This window comes from Mycobacterium sp. SMC-8 (assembly GCF_025263565.1).
Lineage (GTDB): Bacteria > Actinomycetota > Actinomycetes > Mycobacteriales > Mycobacteriaceae > Mycobacterium.
Map to the genome: position 1 here is coordinate 1 of NZ_CP079865.1, position 19773 is coordinate 19773.

Below are 19773 nucleotides of genomic sequence, written 5' to 3' on the forward strand. Positions count from 1 at the left end.
CAGCAGTGCCCCGAGCACACCGAACACGAAGATCGGCGGTCAGGGTCAGATAGAAGCCGAGCATCCAACGCCATCAACTGCCCGGACGGCCGCCCAGCCGGTCTGACCGGACCACGTTCGCGATGGGCCAGCGCCGAACGCGCCGAAATCCGGCGCCAGCCACAGGATCATCACCAGCACCTTGAATACGAGCTTTCCTGCAGGTGCTCGATGCCACTGCAGGAGATCGGCTCACCGGCCAACTTCCTGAGGCCCTGCAGCGCGTGCCGAGCCCACCAGCAGCGCGACAGAACAACGCCTGCAGCACGCTGCCCTCGGTCAGCGACGAGAACATCGACGTCGGGATGATGCCCTGAACGAAGTCCATCAGCCCACCCGGCTCTCATGGGCCTTGTCGGCCAGCTCGGCGCGCCACTTGCTCCACGGTGAGTGTCGGTGACATGCAATCCGCTGCCGGGGTGCAGCAGGTTGCCGACCACCAGGCCGATCGCCAGTGCGAACGTCGACATCGGCCAGGAAGTAGACGAACGCCAGGCCGCCGACCTTGCCGACGGTGGCCGCCTTGCGGACCGGACCTGATTCCCAGCACGATCGTGCAGAGATGACCGGCGCGATGGCATCATCTTGATCAGCGCCACGGAACTTGCCATACGGGTGCCCAGGACGCCGACGCTCTTGCCGACGTCGGGGCCAGGATGCCGACCCCGACACCGGCGAGGACCGCGACGATCACGGCGATGTAGAGCCAGTGCGTGCGGTCTCGTCTGGGTCGGGGTGTCGGAAGGTGGGGTCGGCCGGTCCATCGTGGTCGTCATCGCACTGTCCTCCGGGGTCGCTGTGTGCAAAAGGTCTGCAAGGATGCTCTGCGAGGACGTGAGCCAGGTCACGTTTTAGTTCATTACGTTCACGGGAGGCAGGCGATGGGACGGATCCGGCCGCCATCCCGACCCCCGTGGCCGCGGTCGTTGGCGGGCCAGGCCATCGCGTTGCAGATCCTGGTCATCGCGGTGATCGTGCTGGCCGGCAGCGCACTGGCCGCGCTGGACGCCCGCCGCGACGGCGACGCCGCGGCGCAGGAGCAGGTGGTCGGGATCGCGACCGCACTGGCCGACTCACCGTCGACGGCCGAGGCCATCGAGTCCGGGCGGGCCACCGAGATGCTGCAACCGGTCACCGAGCTGGTGCGCAGACAGACCGACATCGCGTTCATCACGATCATGGCGCCCGATCGCACCCGCTTCACCCACACCGATCCGTCCCAGATCGGCGGCGCCTATCTGGGCACCATCGAACCCGCACTGCAGGGCGAGACGTTCACCGAGGTGTACACCGGCACGCTGGGTTCGTCCATCCGTGCGGTGGCCCCGGTCTACGACGGCGACGGCCGCGTCATCGGCCTGGTCGCCGCAGGCATCCTGCAGCAGAGCCTCGCCGAGCGCTGGCAGTCGCAGCTGCCCGTCATCGCGGCCGTCAGCCTTGCCGCGCTTGCGGTTTCACTGCTGGGCGTGTGGGGCATCCGCCGGCGGCTGCTGCGCCAGACGCACGGACTGCGCCCCGACGAACTGCGCGTCATGTACGACCACCACGACGCGATCCTGCACTCGGTGTCCGAGGGACTGATCGTGCTCGACCGCTCCGGCGTGGCGGTGGTCAACGACGAGGCGCGCCGACTGCTGTCGTTGCCGGCCGGGGAGGTCGCCGCCGACGACCTGCCCGAGTTCCTGCGCACCTACAACCCCGGCGCCCGCGATGAGGTTCACGTGACCGACGACCGCGTGCTGGTGGTCAATCGGTCGCGGGTGCGGTCCGATGCCGGTTCGTCGGAAGTGGTCACCATCCGTGACCGCACCGAGTTGCAGGGCGCGCTGGGCGAACTCAACTCGCTGAAGGTGCTGACCGACTCGCTGCGGTCTCAGGCCCACGAGGCGGCCAACAAACTGCACACCGTCGTCACCATGGTGGAGATGGAACGCACCGAGGAAGCCGTCCGGTTCGCCACCGCCGAACTCGAGCTGTCCCAGCAACTCGTCGACAGGCTCTCGGATGCGGTCGGCGAGCCGGCCCTGGTGGCGCTGTTGCTGGGCAAGACAGCCCAGGCCGACGAACGCGGTATCGAGTTGACCGTGACCGAGGATTCCGAATTGCCTTCGGACACCGAAGATCTGCTCTTGACAGGCCAGGAGATGGTGACCGTGGCGGGCAACCTCATCGACAACGCGATGGATGCCTGCGATCCGGACGACCCTTGGGTGGAGGTCACCGTGCAGCAGAACGACGAACGGCTGCTGATCCGGGTGGCCGACAGCGGGGAGGGCATGGACGCCGGCACCTTCGAGAAGGCGATGCAGAGGGGTTACTCGACGAAGTCCGGTGACGACGACGGCAGGCACGGGCTGGGGCTGGCGTTGGTGGCCCAGGTGGTCAAACGCCACGGCGGGCAGCTCACCGCGGATGTGACCTACGGTTCGGTGGTGACGGTGACGGTGAATCGCCCGTGATCACGGTGTTGATCGTCGAGGACGAACCGTTGATCGCCGAGGCGCACCGGACTTATCTGCTGCGGCTGCAGGGGTTTTCGGTGGCGGCAGTGGCGCACACGGCGCGCGATGCGATGCGGGCGGCCTCCGAGGCGGCAGCGTCGGACGCCCCGATCGACCTGGTGCTGCTCGACATCGGGCTGCCGGACGCCAACGGGATCGCGCTCGCGTCGGCGCTGGCCGGCCTGCGGCCGGCGCCGGACATCATCACGATTACCTCAGAGCGCGATCTGGAGATGGTGCGCGCCGCGGTCGGTCACGGCGCGCTGGCGTACCTGTTGAAGCCGTTCACCTTCGCCGCGTTCCGCGAACGACTCGCGAGGCACCGGCGCTACCGCGAAGCGCTGCCTGCCGGTACCGATGCCGCCAGCCAGGCCGAGGTCGACCGGGCGCTGGCCGAGCTACGGGTCAACCCGGACCGGTCGGTGGCACCGAAAGGGGCGGCAGCGGGCACGAACGACGAGATCGCCCGTGCCGTACGCGATTCCACCCACGGTGTGACCGCCGATGAGGTGGCCAGGCAGGTGGGGGTGTCGCGGGTGACGGCCTGGCGTTACCTCGAGCGGCTCACCGACGAGGGAACGGTCAGCCGCCACACCGACTATGGAAAGGCCGGGCGACCGAAAACCCGCTATCAGTGGCGGTGAACTCGAGTGACGCCGTCAGGCGGGGGCTGCCTGCAGCCGGCGCGGGGCGCCCACCGCGATCTGATCGGTCGCCAGGAACTGCGAGTACAGCGTCTCGATCGAGGACTCGACCGAGTACACGCTCACCGCGCCGGAGTAGTCGGCGACGTAGAGGCGCGAACTGTCGGCGCCCTGAGCGACGCACGACGGCCTGGCGTCGACCGTCAGCGCGTCGACGACGTCGAGGCTGAGCGTGCACAGCACCGCGACACGGTCGTAATCCACGATGTATGCGCGGGTCTGGTCGGCGCTCATCGACAACTGCGTGGGGGCACCACCCACGGTCACCCGATCGGTGATCCGCATCGCGCCCAGATCGAGGATGTGGACGGCGCCGCCGACCACTCGGTCCGAGGTGAGCACGTAGACCGCTCCCGGCGTAGGCGATGTCGCGGATCGGTGCGCCGACAGGCACCACCCGATGCACCTGCGAGGTTTCGGTGTCGACGACGATCACGCGGCTGCCGACCGCGTCGGTGACGGCGACGTACAGCCGCTTGCCGTTCGGGTCGGCGCAGAGCGCGTCCACGTTGGCGGCCGGACCGGATCCGATGCCGATGGTGCCGACCCGCTCAGCGGTGACGTCGATGACCGCGACGTCGATGCGGTCCTGCGCACCGCGACCGGCATAAACCCGCTTACCGCCGGAACCGGCCGTCAGCGCGGTGACCCCGAAGGCCACCGGGTAGGTAGCGACGACGGCGCGGCTGTCCAGGTCGATCACCTTGACCGCGTCGAAGCTGCCGGAGGTGACGCCGACGAAGGCCCGGTCGTCGGACACGGCCACCGCGGTCGGCTCACCGTCGACCGCGACGGTGGCGACCACGTTGAGGGTGGTGTTGTCGATCAGCGACACGCTGGCGTCGGCGGCATTGGCCACGACGACAATGCCCTGAGCCGCGGCGATGTCGCCGATGGGGCCCAGGTTCGGCGTGAGGCGGTGCTCCAGCACCACATCGCCTTTCGCTGTCCCGTCGGTCCCGCGTGTCCCTGCCGCCGCCGACGGCGCATCTGTCACATTCGACTCGGTTTTACCCTTGGACATCAAGCGCCTCATCAGCACCGAAAAGTTTGCCATGTGTTGTGGTACCTCCGCCGGCACGACGTCTGCCAAGCTCTAGATTCCGTGTCAAGGCGCCCGAACGGGCGCCGCCTGAGTCGAGTGTAGCGACGGAAATTCGGTATCGACCCCGACGAATTCGCGCTTCGTCACAGGGAGCGCCGAAGCTCTCAGGGCTCGCTTAAGAAACGTTGCGTTATGAATTCGTTACTTCGAAACAGCAAAGCCGAAACCGCAGCTGAACAGTGCCTGAACGGAGGCAGCAAGCCCACCGGGAAAATCGGCACAAAACATGTTCGTAACAATTTCTTAGCTTTGCCCCGGAAAGTGAGCGCGAGATCACAGCGGCACATCGCAGCAAAACCACAATGTGGATAACGGCTGTGGAGAACTCCGCACCTGGGCGGCAGCACGCGTCTGCGAAGGCTGCGCCGTCGTGTTCGCTGGAAAAGCGTCAGGCAGGTTTGGCGGCGCGCACCGACGGGATCGTTGTTGCCGGGATCAGACCCTCGGGATCACAGAGTTCGAGCACGCGTGCCACTGCCGGCCCGGCGACGACGCACCAGGTCACTTCTTCGCGAGCCAGATGGGCGCTGATGGCGTACAGCGCCGAGGCGCCGTCGAAGGCCATGAAATTCACGTCGGTGAGATCGAGCACCACGGCAGCGCTGCCGGCGCTGACTTCGCGCACGGTGTGGGCGAAGTGTTTGGCGTTGGCCGCGTCCACTTCGCCGCACACCGCTACCGTGGCCTTTCTGTCGGCCCCCACGCCCTCCTCACGCCAGGTGAAGGTCAGCGACGTCGACGCGATTGCGAAGCTCCGACTGTCGGCTGACCTGCTGCGGATGGAGGTAGCGGTCATCGCAGGACAATCTACCTGCGTGACGGTTACGACTGTTCGGCTTTTGCCGCTCCTCGTTGGCCTTGGCGGCCGCGCGGGCACTCTCGGCCTCGGCTTCCTTCTGTGCGGCCTCGCGCTGTGCGTCGGCCTTGTCCTGCTGGGCCTGGCCCTCGCGTTGCAGGTCATCCCGGCCCGTGACGACGCCGACGACCTCTTTGGCCTTGCCCTTGACGCCTTCGACGACGCCCTTGACGGCTTCTTCCGGACCAGAATTGTGATCGCTCACCAGACACTCCTTTTTCTGCGGGGCTACCGCTGGGCGAAGCGTCTGTTCCCCAGGCGCCAAAATGTCAAACCTGCCGGTCAGCACGACAGACAGGCGACCTAGCTTTGACGTGCGCCACGGCGACGTCGAGCGTCGAGAAGAGATCGACGTAGTCGGCCACCCCGGTGATCTGGAGCGGGCGACTGGTGGCCGGTCCGTCGGCGACGACGGCGAACTCGACCGAACCGTCGACCTGCTTGCGCGTGACCATCAGGACCTGCATGCCCGCCGACCCCAGAAAGTCCACGTCGGTCAGGTCGACGATCAGGCCCGACGGCCTGCGCGCCAGCGCCGCGGCGATCACCGCCTGCAGTTGCGGCGCGGTGAGCATGTCGACAGCGCCGACCGCGGCGACCACCGCGATATCGTCGACCTGCTGTTCGCTGAATTGCTGCATCGTCCTCAAGCCTCGTCTCATAAATGCGGCCGAAGAGCGGTCGCAGATGATCTCGGGAGGCTGCAGTCTGAACCCGGAGCGGTGTCTTACGTATGACAACCTCACACAGGTTAGCGAAGTCATCCGCAGAACGAACAATTGCGGCGATCAGCGCCTACCGTCCGTCGGCGCCCGCGCCATCACCGGCTGAACTTCCCGATCCCCCGCGGGACGCACTGGCCGCCGTTAGCGTGACCCTGCACAGGGACCTACGCGGGGAGCCAGCATGCGCGCCACACCGTCACGTCACACCGAAGGCGATCGAGCCACCTCCGGCCGATGTCGGCTCGCCACACTCGTACTGACCGCGCTGGCAACCCTTCTCGGGGTGGGCCTGCTGACCCCGGGGACGGCGGCGGCGCAGGACCCCAACTACGTCATCGCCACCGACACCACCTTCGCGCCCGTCGAATTCCAGGACGCCGGTGGCCAACTCGTGGGCATCGACAGGGATCTGACCCGCGAGCATCCACGGCTGCGGGACTTCCTGTCCAAGGTGCTCTAGGCAGCGGTACGCCGAAACTGCCCGGGATCTCCATGGAATCTCCATCCGGACTCCAAGCGTTGCACGGCACGCGTCGCGACGATGGTGTCACTCGATGTCCTGGCCACGCCGGTGACGCCCTCACACAAGGAGTTGCACGATGACGAAGTTACTTGCCGCGGCCCTGCTGCCGCTCGGTGCCGCGTTGACCCTGGCCGCGCCGGCCCAGGCCGACACCGCGACCTCGACGATCAACCAGCTGCGGTCCCAGGGCTATGACGTGCGGGTCAGCCGCGTCGGCAGCGCCCCGCTCGACCAGTGCACGGTGATCAGCGTGCGCAGCCTGCCGATCGCCAACCAGCAGTTCCCGGTCGACGACGACGACGTCAACGTGTTCACGGTTACGCCCAAGCAGAAGGTGAATGTGACGCTGGACTGCGCCGGCTGATCCGAGCCCGGCGGGCGCTACACACGGTGCCCGTCTAGGTTTGGATCCCGTGTCTTCGGCGCCCCCGTCCCGATCGTCGTTCCCCCGCGGCATGGCGCTGCTCGTGGCCGGTGCCATGTTCATGGAGATCCTGGACGCGACGATCATCGCGACCGCCATCCCGGCCATCGCGGCGAGCTTCGACGTGGCCCCCGTCGATGTCAACATCGCCGTTTCGGCCTACCTGCTGACCGTCGCGGTCCTGATCCCGGCCACCGGGTGGGCGGCCGACCGATTCGGCATCCGGGCCGTGTTCCTCTGCGCGATCGTCATTTTCACGCTGGCCTCGGCGGGATGCGCGCTGAGCGTCTCGCTGCCGATGCTCGTGGCGATGCGGGTCCTGCAGGGGGTCGGCGGCGCGATGATGGTCCCTGTCGGCCGGCTGGCGGTGTTGCGTTACAGCGAAAAGACCGATCTGGTGCGCGCGATCGCACTGCTGACCTGGCCGGCGCTGACCGCGCCGGTGGTCGCACCCGCACTCGGCGGGGCGATCGCGACCTACGGGTCCTGGCGTTGGATCTTCCTGATCAACATCCCGATCGGGATCGTCGGATTCTTGTTGGCGCTCAAGCTGATCCGCGGCGGCCCGACAGCAGAGGTACGGCCGTTCGACTGGCGGGGGCTGCTGTTTCTCGGCACGGGCATCGCGGCGGCGCTGCTGGCCCTGGAGCATGTCCGGGTCAGCGGCACCGACTGGGTGCTGGTCGGAGTCGGCGGCACGGTCGCGGTCGTTCTGCTGGCCGCCGCGCTCTGGCACCTGCGCCGCTCGCCGGCGCCGCTGATGCGGCTGTCCGTGCTGCGGGTGCGGACGTTGCGCATCACGGTATCGGGCGGCTCGCTGTATCGCCTGGTGATCACCGCGGTGCCGTTCCTGCTGCCGCTGCTGTTCCAGCTGGAGTTCGGCTGGTCGGCGTTCACCGCGGGATTGATGGTGGCCGCGCTGTTCGTCGGCAACCTGACGATCAAGCCGATCACCACGCCGTTGATGCGCCGGTTCGGCATCAAGCGTGTGCTGCTGGTCAACGGTCTGGTCTCGGTGGCGTGGTTCGCGGTGCTGGCGGCGTTGCGACCGGACACCCCCGTCGTGGTGATCGCGGTCGCCCTGTATGTCAGCGGCGCGCTGCGGTCGATCGGGTTCACCGCATACAACAGCCTGGCGTTCGCCGATGTCGACGGCGACGAGCTCACTCACGCGAACACGCTCAACGCCACGGTGCAGGAAGTGGCGGCCGGCCTCGGCATCGCGGTGGCCGCGCTGCTCCTGACGGTGCTGGCGTCGTTCTCGTGGGCTTTCGTCGCGCTTGGCGCGCTACTTGCGCTCACCCTCGTCGAGACGCTGCGGTTGCCGGCCGATGCGGGCGCCCATGTCAGCGGCACGCGTTGAGACGCCGCCAACGGAGACGGCTCAGCGCAGTTCTTCGCGCGCGCCTCCCGCAAAAGTCTCGACCATCACTTTAGCCTTGGGGGCCGTGACCACACTGCTCGAGCCGTCGCTGGCGGAACTGGATTTCGACCCCGAGATCCTGTGCACCTGCCGCAAGTTCTGCGGCCCGCTCGCCCACCCGGCGCAATGGTGGGTCACGCTGTCGTGCGGATGCCCCTACCCGATGTGCCGTCGCGCGCTGCGGATCGCCAACATCCGGCTCAAGGTGCGCCCGCTGACCTGCCGACACTGCGAGACCGACCAGATCGCAATCCGGTCAGTCGTGCCGATCTGAGGTTGCCGAACCCGCGCCGACATCGGACTCCTCCCCGGCCTCGGCCGGGGAGGGCAACCGCGCCGGCGACGTCCTTAACACCGCAGGCCGGAGCCGCTCGGGCAATGCCCACAGGGTCGCACCGAAGGCCGCCACGAGCGCCACGGCGAGGGCCGCGATGGCGACCGTCGACAGCGACGGCCACAGATTCTCCAGCAGCATGGAGAAGCCGAACACCAGGAACAGCGCCGCCGCGGTGACCTGGATGAACCGCTCAGGAAGGTGCTTGCCGGCCACCGCGCCGACCGCGATGGCCAGGCCGTCGGCGGCGACCATGCCCAGGGTCGACCCGATCCACACGCCGAGCCAGTCACGGTCGGCCGCCAGCGTCACGGTCGCCAGCATCGTCTTGTCACCGAGTTCGGCGAGTACGAAGGCCGAGGTGACCACGAAGAACGCAGGTGCGGTGGCCTTGTCCGCGCGTGAGGTCTCGTCGTCGGACAGGCTGTCGCCGCGCAGCGTCCACAAGCCGAAGAACACGAACATCGCGCCGGCGATGAGTCCCAGCAGGTGCGTCGGCAGCGCGGCGCCCAGGTAGTGGCCGATCGCGACCGAGAGCACGTGCACGACGGCGGTGGCGACGGTGATGGCGGACAACACCACCCACCACCGGTACCGCAAGGCGAACATCATCGCCACCAGTTGGGTCTTGTCCCCCAACTCGGCGACGAAGATGACGGCGAAGCTCAACAGCGCAGCGGCGAGCACCACAACTCCTCGGAGTTCGAGGTCTGCCGCTCGGAGAAAAAACGCCTCCGGCCGGCAGACCGAACGGTCTGTACGGCCGAAGGTCTCGCCCACCGGCCGTACAGACCGGTCCGGACAACCGGGCCGCGCAGCACGTCGCGCAGCCAGTATGTCGATTGCCGATTTGGGGGCTACTCCCCTTCGCTTCTGCCACCGTACACAGCCCACCACATACCTCGCAACCCGTGGCAGTCGAAACATGCTCTCGCACAATAAGTTTGGGTTACCCAGCGCGAAAGTTTGGGCACCCTCACTTCAATGGAGAGGGTTCCCGATTCACCAGCCGGCTCAGGCCTGCGTGAAGTGAGACTTGTAGACCTGTCCGTGCACTCCGACGGTCCGATCGACCACCTGTGATACCGAAAAGTCAGCTGCGGCAGAGAGGTACGCGTAAGCCGTGGCACGGTCCATGCCCTGGTCGGTCTGCAGGAAGTCGAGGGCGTTGACCACCGCCCGCCGCATCGCGACGTCGAGGTCACTGCCCTGGCCGCCCACCGAACCGTCCGGATCCGACAGACCGATGGGAACCCACGCGTCAGCGGTCTCGCCGAACGGGTACCGGTAGGCCACCGACGGGGCGTCACCGGAGCCGGGCTTGCACACCGACAGCCGGTAGGTGCCGCGCAGCGAACCCTCCATCGCCGTCAACGCGACCTCCCCGTCCCCCATCGCCATGTGCGGGTCCCCGACGTAGAACAACGCCCCTTCGGCGAACACCGGCAGGTAGAACGTGGCGCCTTCCCCGAGCAGACGGATATCGATGTTGCCGCCGCCGACCGTCGGCGGAATGGAATTGGCCGACGCCGCGGTCGGGTCGGTGTCCTGCGAGTACGCCACTCCCATCATTCCCATGAAGGGACGCAACGGGAAACGCACCCGGGACGCGCCGTAGCTCATGACCCCGTGTCCGTCTTCGACAGCGGTGAACGTGGAGACGTTGCCGTAGCGCTGCGGATCCGGGCTCGGCCTGCCGTCGGTGTCCACCGGCGGCATCACCTCGGCGAGGGTGATACCGGCCGGCGCACCCTGGTCGGCGGTGCGTGCGAGTGCTCCCTTGCCGTGACGGCTCGACACCACGCCGTAGGGAACGCGCGGAACAGCTTCCAATATCTCGATTTTCAGCACGTCGCCGGGCTCTGCGCCCTCGACGAACACCGGACCGGTGACCACGTGCGGCCCGTCCTTGTCGAAGTTGCGCGGGGTGCGGCTGTAGTCGGCGGCGATCGCGATCGCGTCCTGCAGCACCTCCGAATCGGCGACACCCCGGGCACCGAAGTACTCCACGGGATCGCGGCCCTGGTCTTCGAGGATGCCCTCGTGGCTGACCGCGTCGATGGTGACCGTCTGCCCCGAGGTCATCTGCAGCACCGGCGAGGCGTGCACGGTCGGTACGTACCCCCACAGCACCTGGTCCGGGACCGATGGCAGATAGTGGTCGCCGGTCGGCTCCCCCTGCCCAGGCTGCAGAACGGTGAAGCTCTCATCGGTCGACGAGGTGGCCGACGAGCCCGTCGAACAGGCCGCCACCCCGGCGACACCCGCCCCGGCTCCGACGGCGGCGACGGCGCGCAGAAAGTCCCGCCTTCCGAGCCCGTCCCACAGAATTTCGGCGGCGTAGCGTGCGATCTCAGTCATGTCAGGAACGTTCCCGCGGGGTATTTCCGGCCCGCAACGGCCGTGATACATCCTTTTTGCCAGCTTCGCGCGCTTTACTGGAGTGCCCATGGCCCGACGTCCCGGAGGACAGACATGCCGCCAGCCGACCGCCGTCCGTCGTCACCGTGGCTGCGCGCGGCGCGTGTTTTCGCCGTGCTCACCCTCGGCGTGGTCGTCATGATGTTCGTGACCGCCGGTGAAATCGTCCAGTATCACCGGTTCGAGGACTTGCACGGCGCCGGGGCCATCGCGCTGCACGTCACCTCGGGTGGGCTGCTGGTGGGCCTGACGGGTCTGGCCCTCGACCGCAAGACGGGATGGTGGGCCGCCGTCCTGGCCGGGGCGTTGTTCGTGTTCACGTTCGTGCAGGCTGCGATCGGCGAGGCAACGACGCTGGCCCTGCACGTGCCGGGCGCGCTGGCGGTCACCGCGGCCACGGTCTGGCTCACAGCATGGGTCTTCTACGCTGCCGACGCGACCGGCACCGCGCGCGGCTAGCTGGCTGCCCGCATCCCAGCGCCGCGGACGCACCGGGTTTGCGCCCGGGCCGATCGGGACAACCCGTGCATCATGGAACCCGACAGCGCCGCCAACCCGAAGGACGCCACCGAGGTCACCGAAGAGCAGCGTGACCTGCAGGACAAGCTGAACCACCAGGATGACGATCCGGACGCGCCCGCGCGCGGCCAGACCTACCGTCAGATTCCGGACGAGAACTGACCCGGTTTCATCCGCTCACGCAGGTCGTCATAGATCGGACGGGACCCCACCATCTTCGCGACGGTCACCGCCGCGGCGGTCGCGACCATCATGGGCACCGCCGCCGACGTCGTCGCCGTCATCTCCATCACGATCACCAGCCCGGTCAGCGGCGCACGTACGGTCGCACCGAAGAACGCCGCCATTCCGGAGAGCACCAGCGGGACCGCGAGATGCGTTGTGTCCTCGGGCCATACCGCGTCGAAGCAACCGAAAAACAGCGTTCCCCACAGCGCGCCCACCGCGAGCAGCGGCGCGAACAGCCCGCCGGGCACCGCTGCCGAGTAGCACACCGGGCCGGTCAGGAACCGGGCCAGAAGCAGCCCGGCGACCGCGAGCAGGACGAGGTCATGCCCGTCGAGCAGCATCTGGGTCAGCGTGTCGCCGTCGCCCACGGTCAACGGCGCCGACCACAGCAGCAGCCCGACCGCGGCGCCGATAGCCGCGGCCGTCGCCGGGGCCGGCATCCGACGGACGGCGCCGAGATGGTCCAGCGCCCACAGCACCGCCCGGTTGTACACCGCTGCGAGCAGTCCCGTCCCGACGCCGAACACGAGAAAGACCGGAAGCCAAGCGATGTCGGGCGCATCGAGCGGTTCGACCTGGAAGTCGGGGCCGTCCCCCAACACCGTCTGGGACGCCCCGACCGCCGCGGCCGCCGCGAGGACCGAGGCCAGCACGATCTGCGGCCGCCACGATTTGGTCACCTCTTCGAGGGCGAACAGCACACCGGCGATCGGCGCGGTGAACGCGACCGCCAGGCCGGCGCCGCTCAACGCCACCTGCATCGTGCGGGCCTCGTCGTCGGGCAGCCGGGTCCGCCGCGCCGCCTCGGCGCCGATCGCCGCCCCCATGTGGACGGTGGGGCCCTCGCGGCCGAGGACGAGTCCCGAACCGATGGCCAGCACACCGCCGACGAAGCGCGCGAGGACGACCTGCAGGCGCGGCGCGGGCGCCCGACCGAGGAAAACCGCCTCGACGTGCGGGATCCCGCTGCCGATCGCCATCGGTTCCCAGCGCACGATCAGCGCGGCCAGGGCGGCGCAGGCGGCCACCGCGGACACCGGTACGAGCCAGCCCGGTCCGGGAAGCTGCTGCGCCCACTCGAGGAAGATCCGACCGGACGGCTTCGGCGGTCTGCAGGCACCAGCGGAACGCCCCGCCGACGAGCCCGACGATCAGACCGCCGATGACCGCTACGGCGCCCAGAATGGCGATGCGGGTGGGCGACGCGTCTGGATGCACCGGTCGAGACCCCTTTCTCCGAGCTGGCCCGGTCCTCCATCCTCGCGCGCAGAATCGGGTGGAGCACGCATTTCCCCGACCGAGGAGGCGACAAGGTTCTCGATCGACCGCACCGACCGGCCCCAAACCATGTTCGGGTAGCTGGTCACCCGCGATCGGTCAGGGCGGCGTACTCCGGGTGCCGGTCGATGTATTCGGCCACCATCCAGCAGGTCGGCACGATGCGCAGCCCCTCGGACTTGGTGACCCGCAGCGCCTCCGCGACGAGAATCGTTGCCAGACCCCGGCCTTGGAACTGCGGCAGCACCTCGGTGTGCGGGAAGACCCGTCGGCCGTCACGGTCGTGGTAGTCGGCGAGCCCCACTGTGCGACCCTCCACCTCGATCACGAAGCGTCCTGGTTCGCGGGTGACGGTGGTCGGGGCCCCGGTACGGTCGGGCGGCGTTTCGACACTCATCACCCCACGATAGGTCCGGTGCCGATCTCCCCTGTGCGGCAGGGGACCTCAGTCGCCTCCCGTAGAGCACAAAGACCCCGATCCGCGCTACACCGCTGTGGCGGGGCCGCATTGCGTTCTACCGTGATCAACGGGAGCACATCATGAGCGAATTCATGCGAAGCAGCGACGCATTCACCTGGTCGATGGAGAGCGATCCGCGACTGAGGTCGACGGTGGTGACCGTGCTGATGCTGGACCGGGTGCCGGACTGGGCGGAGGTCCGCGACCGCGTCGAACGGCTCAGCCACGACCTGCCGATGCTGCGGCAGACCGTCGTCGAGTCGCCGCCCCGGCGCCGCCGCGATGGCAGGACTGCGCCGACTTCGATCTGGATTTCCATATGCGCAGAGTGGCCGCGCCGGCCGACGGATCGTTCGCTGACGTGCTGGAACTCGCCCGCCTGGCGCAGATGGAGGACTTCGACCGGGCCCGTCCGCTGTGGAAGATCACCCTGATCGAAGGACTGCCCGACGGCGAGGCCGCCGTGCTGTGCGTTTTCCATCACGCACTGTCCGACGGCGTGGGCGGGGTGCAGATCGCGATGGCCCTGTTCGGCCTCTCCCCCGAACCCTCGTCGGCGGACGCCGAGTCGCCGCCTCCTCCGCGCCGATCCCCGCTCGACGACTACCGGGATGCCGCACGGTACGGCCTCGGGGTCGTCGGAAGCGCGGTGATCGGTGTGCTGGCCGCGGCGCCGAGGCTGATCGTCGACGGTGTGCGCAGCCCGCTGCGGACGGTGGCCTCGGCAGCGGGGCTGGCGACGTCGGTGTACCGGACCGTACGGCCGGTCAACGCCACCGGATCACCGCTGATGACACGGCGCAGCCTGATCCGCAGGCTCGACGTGCTCGAGGTGCCGAAAGCCGCGCTGCGCGACGCCGCGCACCGGGGCGGAGGCGCGCTCAACGACGCGTTCGTCGCCGGGGTGGCCGGCGGGTTACGGCGCTACCACGAGAAGCACGACGTCGGTGTGGGGTCGCTGCACCTGACGATGCCGATCAGCCTCCGCACCGAGCGTGACGCCCCTGGCGGGAACCGGATCACGTTGATGCGGTTCGACATTCCGGCTGATGTGGCCGACCCGGCGGAACGGATCCGGCAGATCCACGAGCGCACCGAGCGGGTCCGTCACGAGAAGTCGCTGCCACACACGCAACTGATCGCCGGTTTCCTGAACCGGGTGCCGCGGTGGTACATCGGCACCATCCTGCGGCACGTCGACTTCCTGGCCAGCGACGTGCCCGGGATACCGGTGCCCGTCCAACTCGGTGGGGCGAACGTGCGGGTGCAGTACGCGTTCGGGCCCACGATCGGCTCGGCGGTCAACGTCACCCTGCTGACCTACGTCGACACCTGCGCGATCGGCATCGATGTCGACAGCGGGGCGATCCCCGACATCGCGCTGTTCACCGAGTGCCTGCGAGCGGGTTTCGACGAGGTGCTGGCGCTGGCCGCCGACTGATATCGGATCATGCAGCGTCTCGGTGACCCGCCCGATGAGATCCTGAATCCCCTTTGCCCGCATGCCCTTTGGCATCGCTACCGCCTTTGGCGTCTCCACCGCCGTCATCGCCGGCGTGGTCTTGGGTCTCGGCGTCGTCTTGCGTGCCGGCGTGGTCTTGCTGGGTATCAGCTGAGCCTTCCGTATCGGCGCGGTCTTCGGCGCCGCCACCGCTCTCGGCGCCCAGGCCTCTGCCGCCGTCGACGTGACCCCTCTGCACGTCGTCGGCGCGCGGAGCCGGCACATTCACGTCGCCGTCACCTGGGATGGACTCCTCGGGACTCGACACCGCTTCCAGTCCCTGTGCCGACCTCCACGGCTGCGCATGGCGCGGCCACGGAGAATCGACCCCCGCACCGTCCCCCCTCTCCCCCGTGTAGATCTCGTCGGTGTCCGACGACCAGCCCTCGTCGGTCGCCGTCCCACGCGCGACCGTCGGCTCGGTCGTCGCATCCTCTGTGCCGGGCATACCGGTGCCGGGCCTACCCGGAATCAGCGTGCCGGGATTGGTCGATCCCGGGCGGGTTTCGTCCGCAGGGATCGGCACGAACAGTGCGCACAAACCGCACTGGGTCCCGCGCACGAAAGGATTGAACGCGGTGTTCAGCCCCCGGATGAAGTTGACGATCGTGTTCACGATCATCGTCACGGTGGGGAATCTGATCTGGCTGAAATCTGGTGTCTGGGTGAGCGAGTCGTAGAAGTTCTCGAACGGCGTGAAGATGTTGAGTTCCTGGGTCTGCCGCGACCACGGCTCGGTCACGCCGTTCGGATCCTTGATGTCGCACAACCCGTCCGCGCTGCAGGTGATCGGATTCTTCACCTGCGGGAAGGTGTAGCCGCCCGGCGAGACGAGTGCGACGATGTGGCGCAGGTCGAACATCGTCGACAGGATCTGATCGATACGCTCACAGGCCCCGAGGTTGGTGCCGGTGCACCCGACGTTCATCGGGAGTTGCGAAGCGGCCACCGCCGTAAGGATGTTGCCGAGCCCCACCGACAACGCGGGAAACGGCAGCAGTACGTTGACCAGCGATTGATAACGCGCGACGTCCGCCGCATCGCTGCCGAGCACATTGAAGGGGTGGTATACCCACCAGCTGCCGCCGTACTCGAGGTCGGCCGTCAGACCGACCACGCCGGTTTGGTTGAGGTCGATGCCGTTACGAGAATTGACGAAGCTGAACCCGCTGTTCGGCAGGTCTCCAAGATTCACGTCGCCCTGACCCAGGGCATTGAAGAAGTTGTAGGGGACGTTGGCCAGCGCGATGAACAGATTCGCCGGGATGTTGAAGATGCTCGTGGTCGCTTGGGCAGCGGCGCCGAGCATGGGGCCCTGCGCGGAGCCGGACGGATCGCAGAGCGCCACGGCGGTTTCGCCGCAGGAGTCTGTCGTGGTCGCGGCGGTGAGACGCACCTGCTCACCAGCAGCCCTCATTTGCGCTGTCGTCGGAGTGACCGGCGTGACTGTGATGACTCCGGCCCCCACCAGCGCCACGCTTGCGGTGACCAACGGGGCAAGAAAGGTCATGGCGCCCCCTTCTGTGATCGACGATGACAGCCCAGAACATAACGAGCAATTTCCAAGATCACATCAATCCTGTTGAAATAGCGTGAAATTCCTCTCCAAGATCGGTGAAAGGTCCAGCTGAACATGTGTCTTTTTGTTTCTTATTTCAATGAATGCATTGCGTGGCAAGCGATCCAGGCGGCTCCCGGCCATCACTGCCACCGGTCAGTGGTATCGCAGCTGAAGTGAACTGTGGGAGTTCATCATCGACCGATGGCGCTTGGACCCGTAAAAACCACATGTGTGGCGCAGTTGTGCCCTGTGAGGTCGAAGTGCAGTGCGTGATGCCGCCTGCAGAATTGGGGCAGTCCGGCGGACCCGTGGCCTTCCCGCCAACAGGGGTGTCAGAAAGGCGATTGGAGGATGAACTCACCTCGCTCGGTATCGTTGCGCTCCGGCGAGAAGATCGTCGCCCTCGGTCAGGGCACCTGGCATTTTGCCGAAAGTCCGGGGTACCGGGCCGAGGAGATCACCGCGATCCGGCTTGGAATCGACTTGGGAATGACGGTGATCGACACCGCCGAGATGTACGGCAACGGCGCGGCGGAAGTCTTGGTCGGCGAGGCGATCGCGGGACGGCGCAATGAAGTATTTCTTGTCGACAAGGTACTACCGCACCACGCAACCCGATTGGGCACCGTGCGCGCGTGCCAGGCAAGCCTGGGCAGGCTCGGCGTTGACTACATTGATCTTTACCTGCTGCACTGGCGCGGTAGCATCCCGCTGATCGAAACTATTGAAGGCTTCGCCGACTTGAAGCTCCACGGGATGATCCGCCACTGGGGCGTGAGCAATCTCGATATCGACGACATGATCGAATTGTCGGGCGTCCCAGGTGGTAATGAGGTCGAGACGAATCAGATTCTCTATAACCTGACCCGCCGCGGCCCGGAGTACGCGCTGATACCGTGGCTGTCCCAACATCGGATATTGACGATGGCCTATTCGCCAATCGAGCAAGGCCGGCTGCTCGCCAACCCGGCGCTGCGACCGATTGCGCAGCGGCACAACGCCACTCCGGCACAGATCGTGCTGGCGTGGGTGTTGCAGCACGACGGGGTCGCCGCTATCCCACGCGCCCGAACTCCCTCCCACGTCAGGCAAAACGCCGCCGCCCGAGACATCGAGCTGACCCGCAACGACCTGCGAGACCTCGACCGAGCGTTCCCTCCACCTACCCGGCCGACCCCGCTTGAAGTTCTGTAAGACGGCCCGCGTGTGATGCACGCCTCCACTTGGGAAGTACAGGCGCGTGCAGCTCAGATCCACGGCGTCTTTCGGCTCTGGTGGGGCACTCCAATGCGCGCCAAGGCCCGTTAATCGGGATACCGGATGTCGACCAGCTCGACCTGCAGTGGTCCCTGCGGCGTCTCGTATGTCACGACGTCCCCTGGCTGATGGCCTGCCAGGGCGAGCCCCATCGGGCTGTCCGGCGTTAACGCGTGCTCGTCCACGACCGGCACCTCTCGGACGACGGCGACCACCCGCAGGCGGTCGAGCTCCCCATTCGGATAGCGCACCGTCACCTCGGTCCCGTCCGGCAGCGCGCCGGGCACCTCAGACTCGGGTGGCCCACCGTGCAGATGCCAGTTGATTTCGGCTATCCGGTCGTCGATTGCGGCCAGCTGGTCGGCGAGAGCGATCTGGTTGGCCGCATCGGCGTCGATGAGGTCGCCGACCGTATCGCGGATGCTGTCGAGGTCGGCCGCCACGCGCTCGCGGCGCCGCTTCAGTTCTTCGAGCTCAGCCTCGAGAAGGGCGATCTCGTCCGGCGTCAGCGTCGCCGCTCGGCTGTGCTTACTCACGATCCCGCGCCGGCGTTCAACCCAGGGTGGCGGATGGTGTCGCGCCGCAGCTGACGATTGCTCTTGGGGTCACGCTCGGTCTTGTGCCGATCGATCTGAGTGATCAGGTCCCTCTTGGCTTCGGCGAGGGCCCGCATGAGACCCCGGTCCTGGCCAACAGCCACCAGCGGCGGGAAGCCCGGCAGAAACGCGCGCAGCGTTACGCTCTGCTCTTTACCGCCGCGCTCGCGCACTGACACCTCGACTTGGACTTCGCTCGGATCCCACCTGGCCAGGTGCGGACCCAGCGCGGACAGTTCGTCGAGCACCAGCTCACGTTCATCTTCCTTGAACCCGGCGCCCAGAAGAAGGGAGCGCTCATCGAGGCGGTCCCGCCGCGCGTTGTCGGTGCTACTCATGCCTATGAGCATTGGGCACAAAGGACGTGAACCGCTTCCCCTCCTCAGGCCCGATCTCAGGGTGGATTGTGGGCCTGCGAGGACATGGCGCGAGGTCAGGACTTGGCCGGGCGCTTCTGCTTGGACACGAGCGCCCACTCCCTGCGCGGCCGGGTCGACACGTCGACTGTCGACGGCGGTCGCCCGCTTCTCCATCGTCGACATCGTGTCTCCTGGGAACCCCGGTGCTCCAGCAGTTTTCGAGTACCGATGCAACGACAACAGGTGGGTCCAGTAGAGCTGATGACTGGAACCGAACCCGCGTATTCGCGCTATGTGGCCGTTGCCGTACGCACGTTCACCGGCACCTTGGCGCGGTCGCGGCGAGCATTGAACGCGGACACGATCTCGAACAGGCCGAGGGCAACGAGGAACGCGCCCGTCACCATGGCGAGAAGGACGATCGACGAGAACGGCAGCAGCAGCACGACGATGCCGGCCAGCACGGACACGATTCCGAACAAGATATCCCAGGCACGTCCAGACGTTTCGGTGCCGCTGATCGCCGCGACCGTCGTCGCGACCCCTCTGATGATGAAGCTGATACCGATGTAGATGCTGAACAGCAGAATCGAGAACGGTTCGCCGAAGTACCGAAAGGTCAGAACCGCGAGAATTACCGATACGGCGCCGCTGACGAACAGGAGTGCGCGACCACCACCCGATAGGTCCGCCGCCATCGCAATGAACAGCTGTCCAAGGCCGACGACAAGCAGTGACACACCGAACAGCGCCGCGGCGACGAGGACGGTCTTTCCCGGCCACACCAGCATCAGCACGCCGAGGATGATCGCCAGCACCCCAGACGCCAAAAACACTTTCCACCTGTGCGGCACGAGTTTCGAAGGGTCGACGATCGGCGTTTCCGGCTGGCCTACCGCAGAAGTCACAAGAAATCTCCCCTAGATCCGGGTCATTGAGTTCCAACAGGAGTCTGCTCG

The 19773-nt window shown here is 67.1% G+C and carries 22 protein-coding genes and 3 pseudogenes; 12 read left to right on the forward strand and 13 right to left on the reverse strand.

All coding sequences use genetic code 11. From position 1 onward, the window contains the following. Window positions 1-815 (reverse strand): annotated as a pseudogene (locus KXD97_RS00005) (cation:dicarboxylate symporter family transporter); the annotation flags it as partial. A 105-nt stretch (window positions 816-920) separates the two neighbouring features. Here KXD97_RS00005 and KXD97_RS00010 point away from each other — a divergent pair. Together KXD97_RS00010 and KXD97_RS00015 are read left to right on the forward strand one after the other, a co-directional pair. Then, complete coding sequence (locus KXD97_RS00010; RefSeq protein WP_260754917.1) at window positions 921-2498, forward strand: ATP-binding protein; 1578 nt, start codon at window positions 921-923, stop codon at window positions 2496-2498. Next, window positions 2495-3184 (forward strand): response regulator, encoded by a 690-nt coding sequence (locus KXD97_RS00015; protein ID WP_260754938.1) that lies wholly within the window; start codon window positions 2495-2497, stop codon window positions 3182-3184. Before KXD97_RS00010 ends, KXD97_RS00015 begins: the two co-directional genes overlap by 4 nt. A gap of 15 nt (window positions 3185-3199) precedes the next feature. On the opposite strand, the gene KXD97_RS00020 is transcribed toward KXD97_RS00015, so the two are convergent. Then, window positions 3200-3586, reverse strand: coding sequence for a YncE family protein (locus KXD97_RS00020; protein WP_260754939.1), 387 nt, complete (start codon window positions 3584-3586; stop codon window positions 3200-3202). A gap of 77 nt (window positions 3587-3663) precedes the next feature. On the opposite strand from KXD97_RS00020, the gene KXD97_RS00025 reads away from it, so the two are divergent. Together KXD97_RS00025 and KXD97_RS00030 are read left to right on the forward strand one after the other, a co-directional pair. Then, window positions 3664-3855, forward strand: a complete 192-nt coding sequence (locus KXD97_RS00025) for a hypothetical protein (protein ID WP_260754940.1) — start codon at window positions 3664-3666, stop codon at window positions 3853-3855. A 93-nt stretch (window positions 3856-3948) separates the two neighbouring features. Then, a complete protein-coding gene (locus KXD97_RS00030) occupies window positions 3949-4119 on the forward strand; it encodes a hypothetical protein (RefSeq protein ID WP_260754941.1) in 171 nt (56 codons plus the stop codon). A 618-nt stretch (window positions 4120-4737) separates the two neighbouring features. On the opposite strand, the gene KXD97_RS00035 is transcribed toward KXD97_RS00030, so the two are convergent. From KXD97_RS00035 to KXD97_RS00045, 3 genes and pseudogenes are all read right to left on the reverse strand, one after another. Beyond that, window positions 4738-5052 carry an STAS domain-containing protein gene (locus tag KXD97_RS00035; RefSeq protein ID WP_260754942.1) on the reverse strand — a complete coding sequence of 105 codons (315 nt, stop codon included), beginning with the start codon at window positions 5050-5052 and terminating at the stop codon, window positions 4738-4740. 133 nt (window positions 5053-5185) lie between these two features. Beyond that, window positions 5186-5410, reverse strand: a pseudogene (locus tag KXD97_RS00040) (CsbD family protein); the annotation flags it as partial. Window positions 5411-5474: 64 nt separating this feature from the next. Next, window positions 5475-5846, reverse strand: coding sequence for an STAS domain-containing protein (locus KXD97_RS00045; RefSeq protein ID WP_260754922.1), 372 nt, complete (start codon window positions 5844-5846; stop codon window positions 5475-5477). A gap of 265 nt (window positions 5847-6111) precedes the next feature. On the opposite strand from KXD97_RS00045, the gene KXD97_RS00050 reads away from it, so the two are divergent. The 4 genes from KXD97_RS00050 (at window position 6112) to KXD97_RS00065 (ending at window position 8574) form a co-directional block, all read left to right on the forward strand. Beyond that, window positions 6112-6390 carry a hypothetical protein gene (locus KXD97_RS00050; RefSeq protein WP_396884632.1) on the forward strand — a complete coding sequence of 93 codons (279 nt, stop codon included), beginning with the start codon at window positions 6112-6114 and terminating at the stop codon, window positions 6388-6390. Window positions 6391-6529: 139 nt separating this feature from the next. Then, window positions 6530-6817 carry a hypothetical protein gene (locus KXD97_RS00055; protein ID WP_260754923.1) on the forward strand — a complete coding sequence of 96 codons (288 nt, stop codon included), beginning with the start codon at window positions 6530-6532 and terminating at the stop codon, window positions 6815-6817. 91 nt (window positions 6818-6908) lie between these two features. Then, window positions 6909-8240: an MFS transporter gene (locus KXD97_RS00060; protein ID WP_260758251.1), complete on the forward strand. Its 1332-nt coding sequence runs from the start codon at window positions 6909-6911 to the stop codon at window positions 8238-8240. 85 nt (window positions 8241-8325) lie between these two features. Then, complete coding sequence (locus tag KXD97_RS00065; RefSeq protein ID WP_231750823.1) at window positions 8326-8574, forward strand: hypothetical protein; 249 nt, start codon at window positions 8326-8328, stop codon at window positions 8572-8574. Here KXD97_RS00065 and KXD97_RS00070 read toward each other — a convergent pair. After that, window positions 8557-9321 carry a TMEM165/GDT1 family protein gene (locus tag KXD97_RS00070; RefSeq protein WP_260754924.1) on the reverse strand — a complete coding sequence of 255 codons (765 nt, stop codon included), beginning with the start codon at window positions 9319-9321 and terminating at the stop codon, window positions 8557-8559. The genes KXD97_RS00065 and KXD97_RS00070 overlap by 18 nt on opposite strands. A gap of 327 nt (window positions 9322-9648) precedes the next feature. Further along, a complete protein-coding gene (locus KXD97_RS00075) occupies window positions 9649-10995 on the reverse strand; it encodes an acetamidase/formamidase family protein (protein ID WP_260754925.1) in 1347 nt (448 codons plus the stop codon). A gap of 114 nt (window positions 10996-11109) precedes the next feature. Between KXD97_RS00075 and KXD97_RS00080 the strand changes: the two genes are divergently transcribed. Both KXD97_RS00080 and KXD97_RS00085 read left to right on the forward strand, forming a co-directional pair. After that, the gene (locus KXD97_RS00080) at window positions 11110-11514 is read left to right on the forward strand and encodes a hypothetical protein (protein WP_260754926.1); all 405 of its coding nucleotides are present in this window, start codon (window positions 11110-11112) and stop codon (window positions 11512-11514) included. Window positions 11515-11586: 72 nt separating this feature from the next. After that, window positions 11587-11736, forward strand: a complete 150-nt coding sequence (locus tag KXD97_RS00085; RefSeq protein WP_260754927.1) for a hypothetical protein — start codon at window positions 11587-11589, stop codon at window positions 11734-11736. Here the strand turns inward: KXD97_RS00085 and KXD97_RS00090 are convergent. Both KXD97_RS00090 and KXD97_RS00095 read right to left on the reverse strand, forming a co-directional pair. Continuing rightward, window positions 11715-12839: a chloride channel protein gene (locus KXD97_RS00090; protein ID WP_396884633.1), complete on the reverse strand. Its 1125-nt coding sequence runs from the start codon at window positions 12837-12839 to the stop codon at window positions 11715-11717. The two genes, KXD97_RS00085 and KXD97_RS00090, sit on opposite strands and share 22 nt — an antisense overlap. A gap of 326 nt (window positions 12840-13165) precedes the next feature. Next, window positions 13166-13477 carry a GNAT family N-acetyltransferase gene (locus tag KXD97_RS00095; RefSeq protein WP_260754929.1) on the reverse strand — a complete coding sequence of 104 codons (312 nt, stop codon included), beginning with the start codon at window positions 13475-13477 and terminating at the stop codon, window positions 13166-13168. Between the two features lie 143 nt (window positions 13478-13620). On the opposite strand from KXD97_RS00095, the pseudogene KXD97_RS00100 reads away from it, so the two are divergent. Next, a pseudogene (locus tag KXD97_RS00100) lies at window positions 13621-14981 on the forward strand (wax ester/triacylglycerol synthase domain-containing protein). A 7-nt stretch (window positions 14982-14988) separates the two neighbouring features. Here the strand turns inward: KXD97_RS00100 and KXD97_RS00105 are convergent. Next, window positions 14989-16551 (reverse strand): hypothetical protein, encoded by a 1563-nt coding sequence (locus tag KXD97_RS00105; protein ID WP_260754943.1) that lies wholly within the window; start codon window positions 16549-16551, stop codon window positions 14989-14991. A gap of 402 nt (window positions 16552-16953) precedes the next feature. Between KXD97_RS00105 and KXD97_RS00110 the strand changes: the two genes are divergently transcribed. After that, window positions 16954-17796 (forward strand): aldo/keto reductase, encoded by an 843-nt coding sequence (locus KXD97_RS00110; RefSeq protein WP_260754944.1) that lies wholly within the window; start codon window positions 16954-16956, stop codon window positions 17794-17796. A gap of 110 nt (window positions 17797-17906) precedes the next feature. On the opposite strand, the gene KXD97_RS00115 is transcribed toward KXD97_RS00110, so the two are convergent. The 3 genes from KXD97_RS00115 to KXD97_RS00125 form a co-directional block, all read right to left on the reverse strand. Continuing rightward, window positions 17907-18395 (reverse strand): GreA/GreB family elongation factor, encoded by a 489-nt coding sequence (locus tag KXD97_RS00115; protein ID WP_260754945.1) that lies wholly within the window; start codon window positions 18393-18395, stop codon window positions 17907-17909. Continuing rightward, window positions 18392-18793, reverse strand: coding sequence for a hypothetical protein (locus KXD97_RS00120; protein WP_260754946.1), 402 nt, complete (start codon window positions 18791-18793; stop codon window positions 18392-18394). The genes KXD97_RS00115 and KXD97_RS00120 overlap by 4 nt, the downstream gene beginning before the upstream one ends. Window positions 18794-19104: 311 nt before the next feature. Continuing rightward, window positions 19105-19722: an HdeD family acid-resistance protein gene (locus KXD97_RS00125; protein WP_396884634.1), complete on the reverse strand. Its 618-nt coding sequence runs from the start codon at window positions 19720-19722 to the stop codon at window positions 19105-19107. Window positions 19723-19773: the final 51 nt, after the last annotated feature.

Bases quoted from the DNA above. Each gene is read 5' to 3' on its own strand.
- KXD97_RS00010 (WP_260754917.1), top strand. From the start codon at position 921: ATGGGACGGATCCGGCCGCCATCCCGACCCCCGTGGCCGCGGTCGTTG.
- KXD97_RS00045 (WP_260754922.1), bottom strand. From the start codon at position 5,846: ATGCAGCAATTCAGCGAACAGCAGGTCGACGATATCGCGGTGGTCGCC.
- KXD97_RS00050 (WP_396884632.1), top strand. From the start codon at position 6,112: ATGCGCGCCACACCGTCACGTCACACCGAAGGCGATCGAGCCACCTCC.
- KXD97_RS00055 (WP_260754923.1), top strand. From the start codon at position 6,530: ATGACGAAGTTACTTGCCGCGGCCCTGCTGCCGCTCGGTGCCGCGTTG.
- KXD97_RS00060 (WP_260758251.1), top strand. From the start codon at position 6,909: ATGGCGCTGCTCGTGGCCGGTGCCATGTTCATGGAGATCCTGGACGCG.
- KXD97_RS00075 (WP_260754925.1), bottom strand. From the start codon at position 10,995: ATGACTGAGATCGCACGCTACGCCGCCGAAATTCTGTGGGACGGGCTC.
- KXD97_RS00080 (WP_260754926.1), top strand. From the start codon at position 11,110: ATGCCGCCAGCCGACCGCCGTCCGTCGTCACCGTGGCTGCGCGCGGCG.
- KXD97_RS00085 (WP_260754927.1), top strand. From the start codon at position 11,587: ATGGAACCCGACAGCGCCGCCAACCCGAAGGACGCCACCGAGGTCACC.
- KXD97_RS00095 (WP_260754929.1), bottom strand. From the start codon at position 13,477: ATGAGTGTCGAAACGCCGCCCGACCGTACCGGGGCCCCGACCACCGTC.
- KXD97_RS00105 (WP_260754943.1), bottom strand. From the start codon at position 16,551: ATGACCTTTCTTGCCCCGTTGGTCACCGCAAGCGTGGCGCTGGTGGGG.
- KXD97_RS00110 (WP_260754944.1), top strand. From the start codon at position 16,954: ATGAACTCACCTCGCTCGGTATCGTTGCGCTCCGGCGAGAAGATCGTC.
- KXD97_RS00120 (WP_260754946.1), bottom strand. From the start codon at position 18,793: ATGAGTAGCACCGACAACGCGCGGCGGGACCGCCTCGATGAGCGCTCC.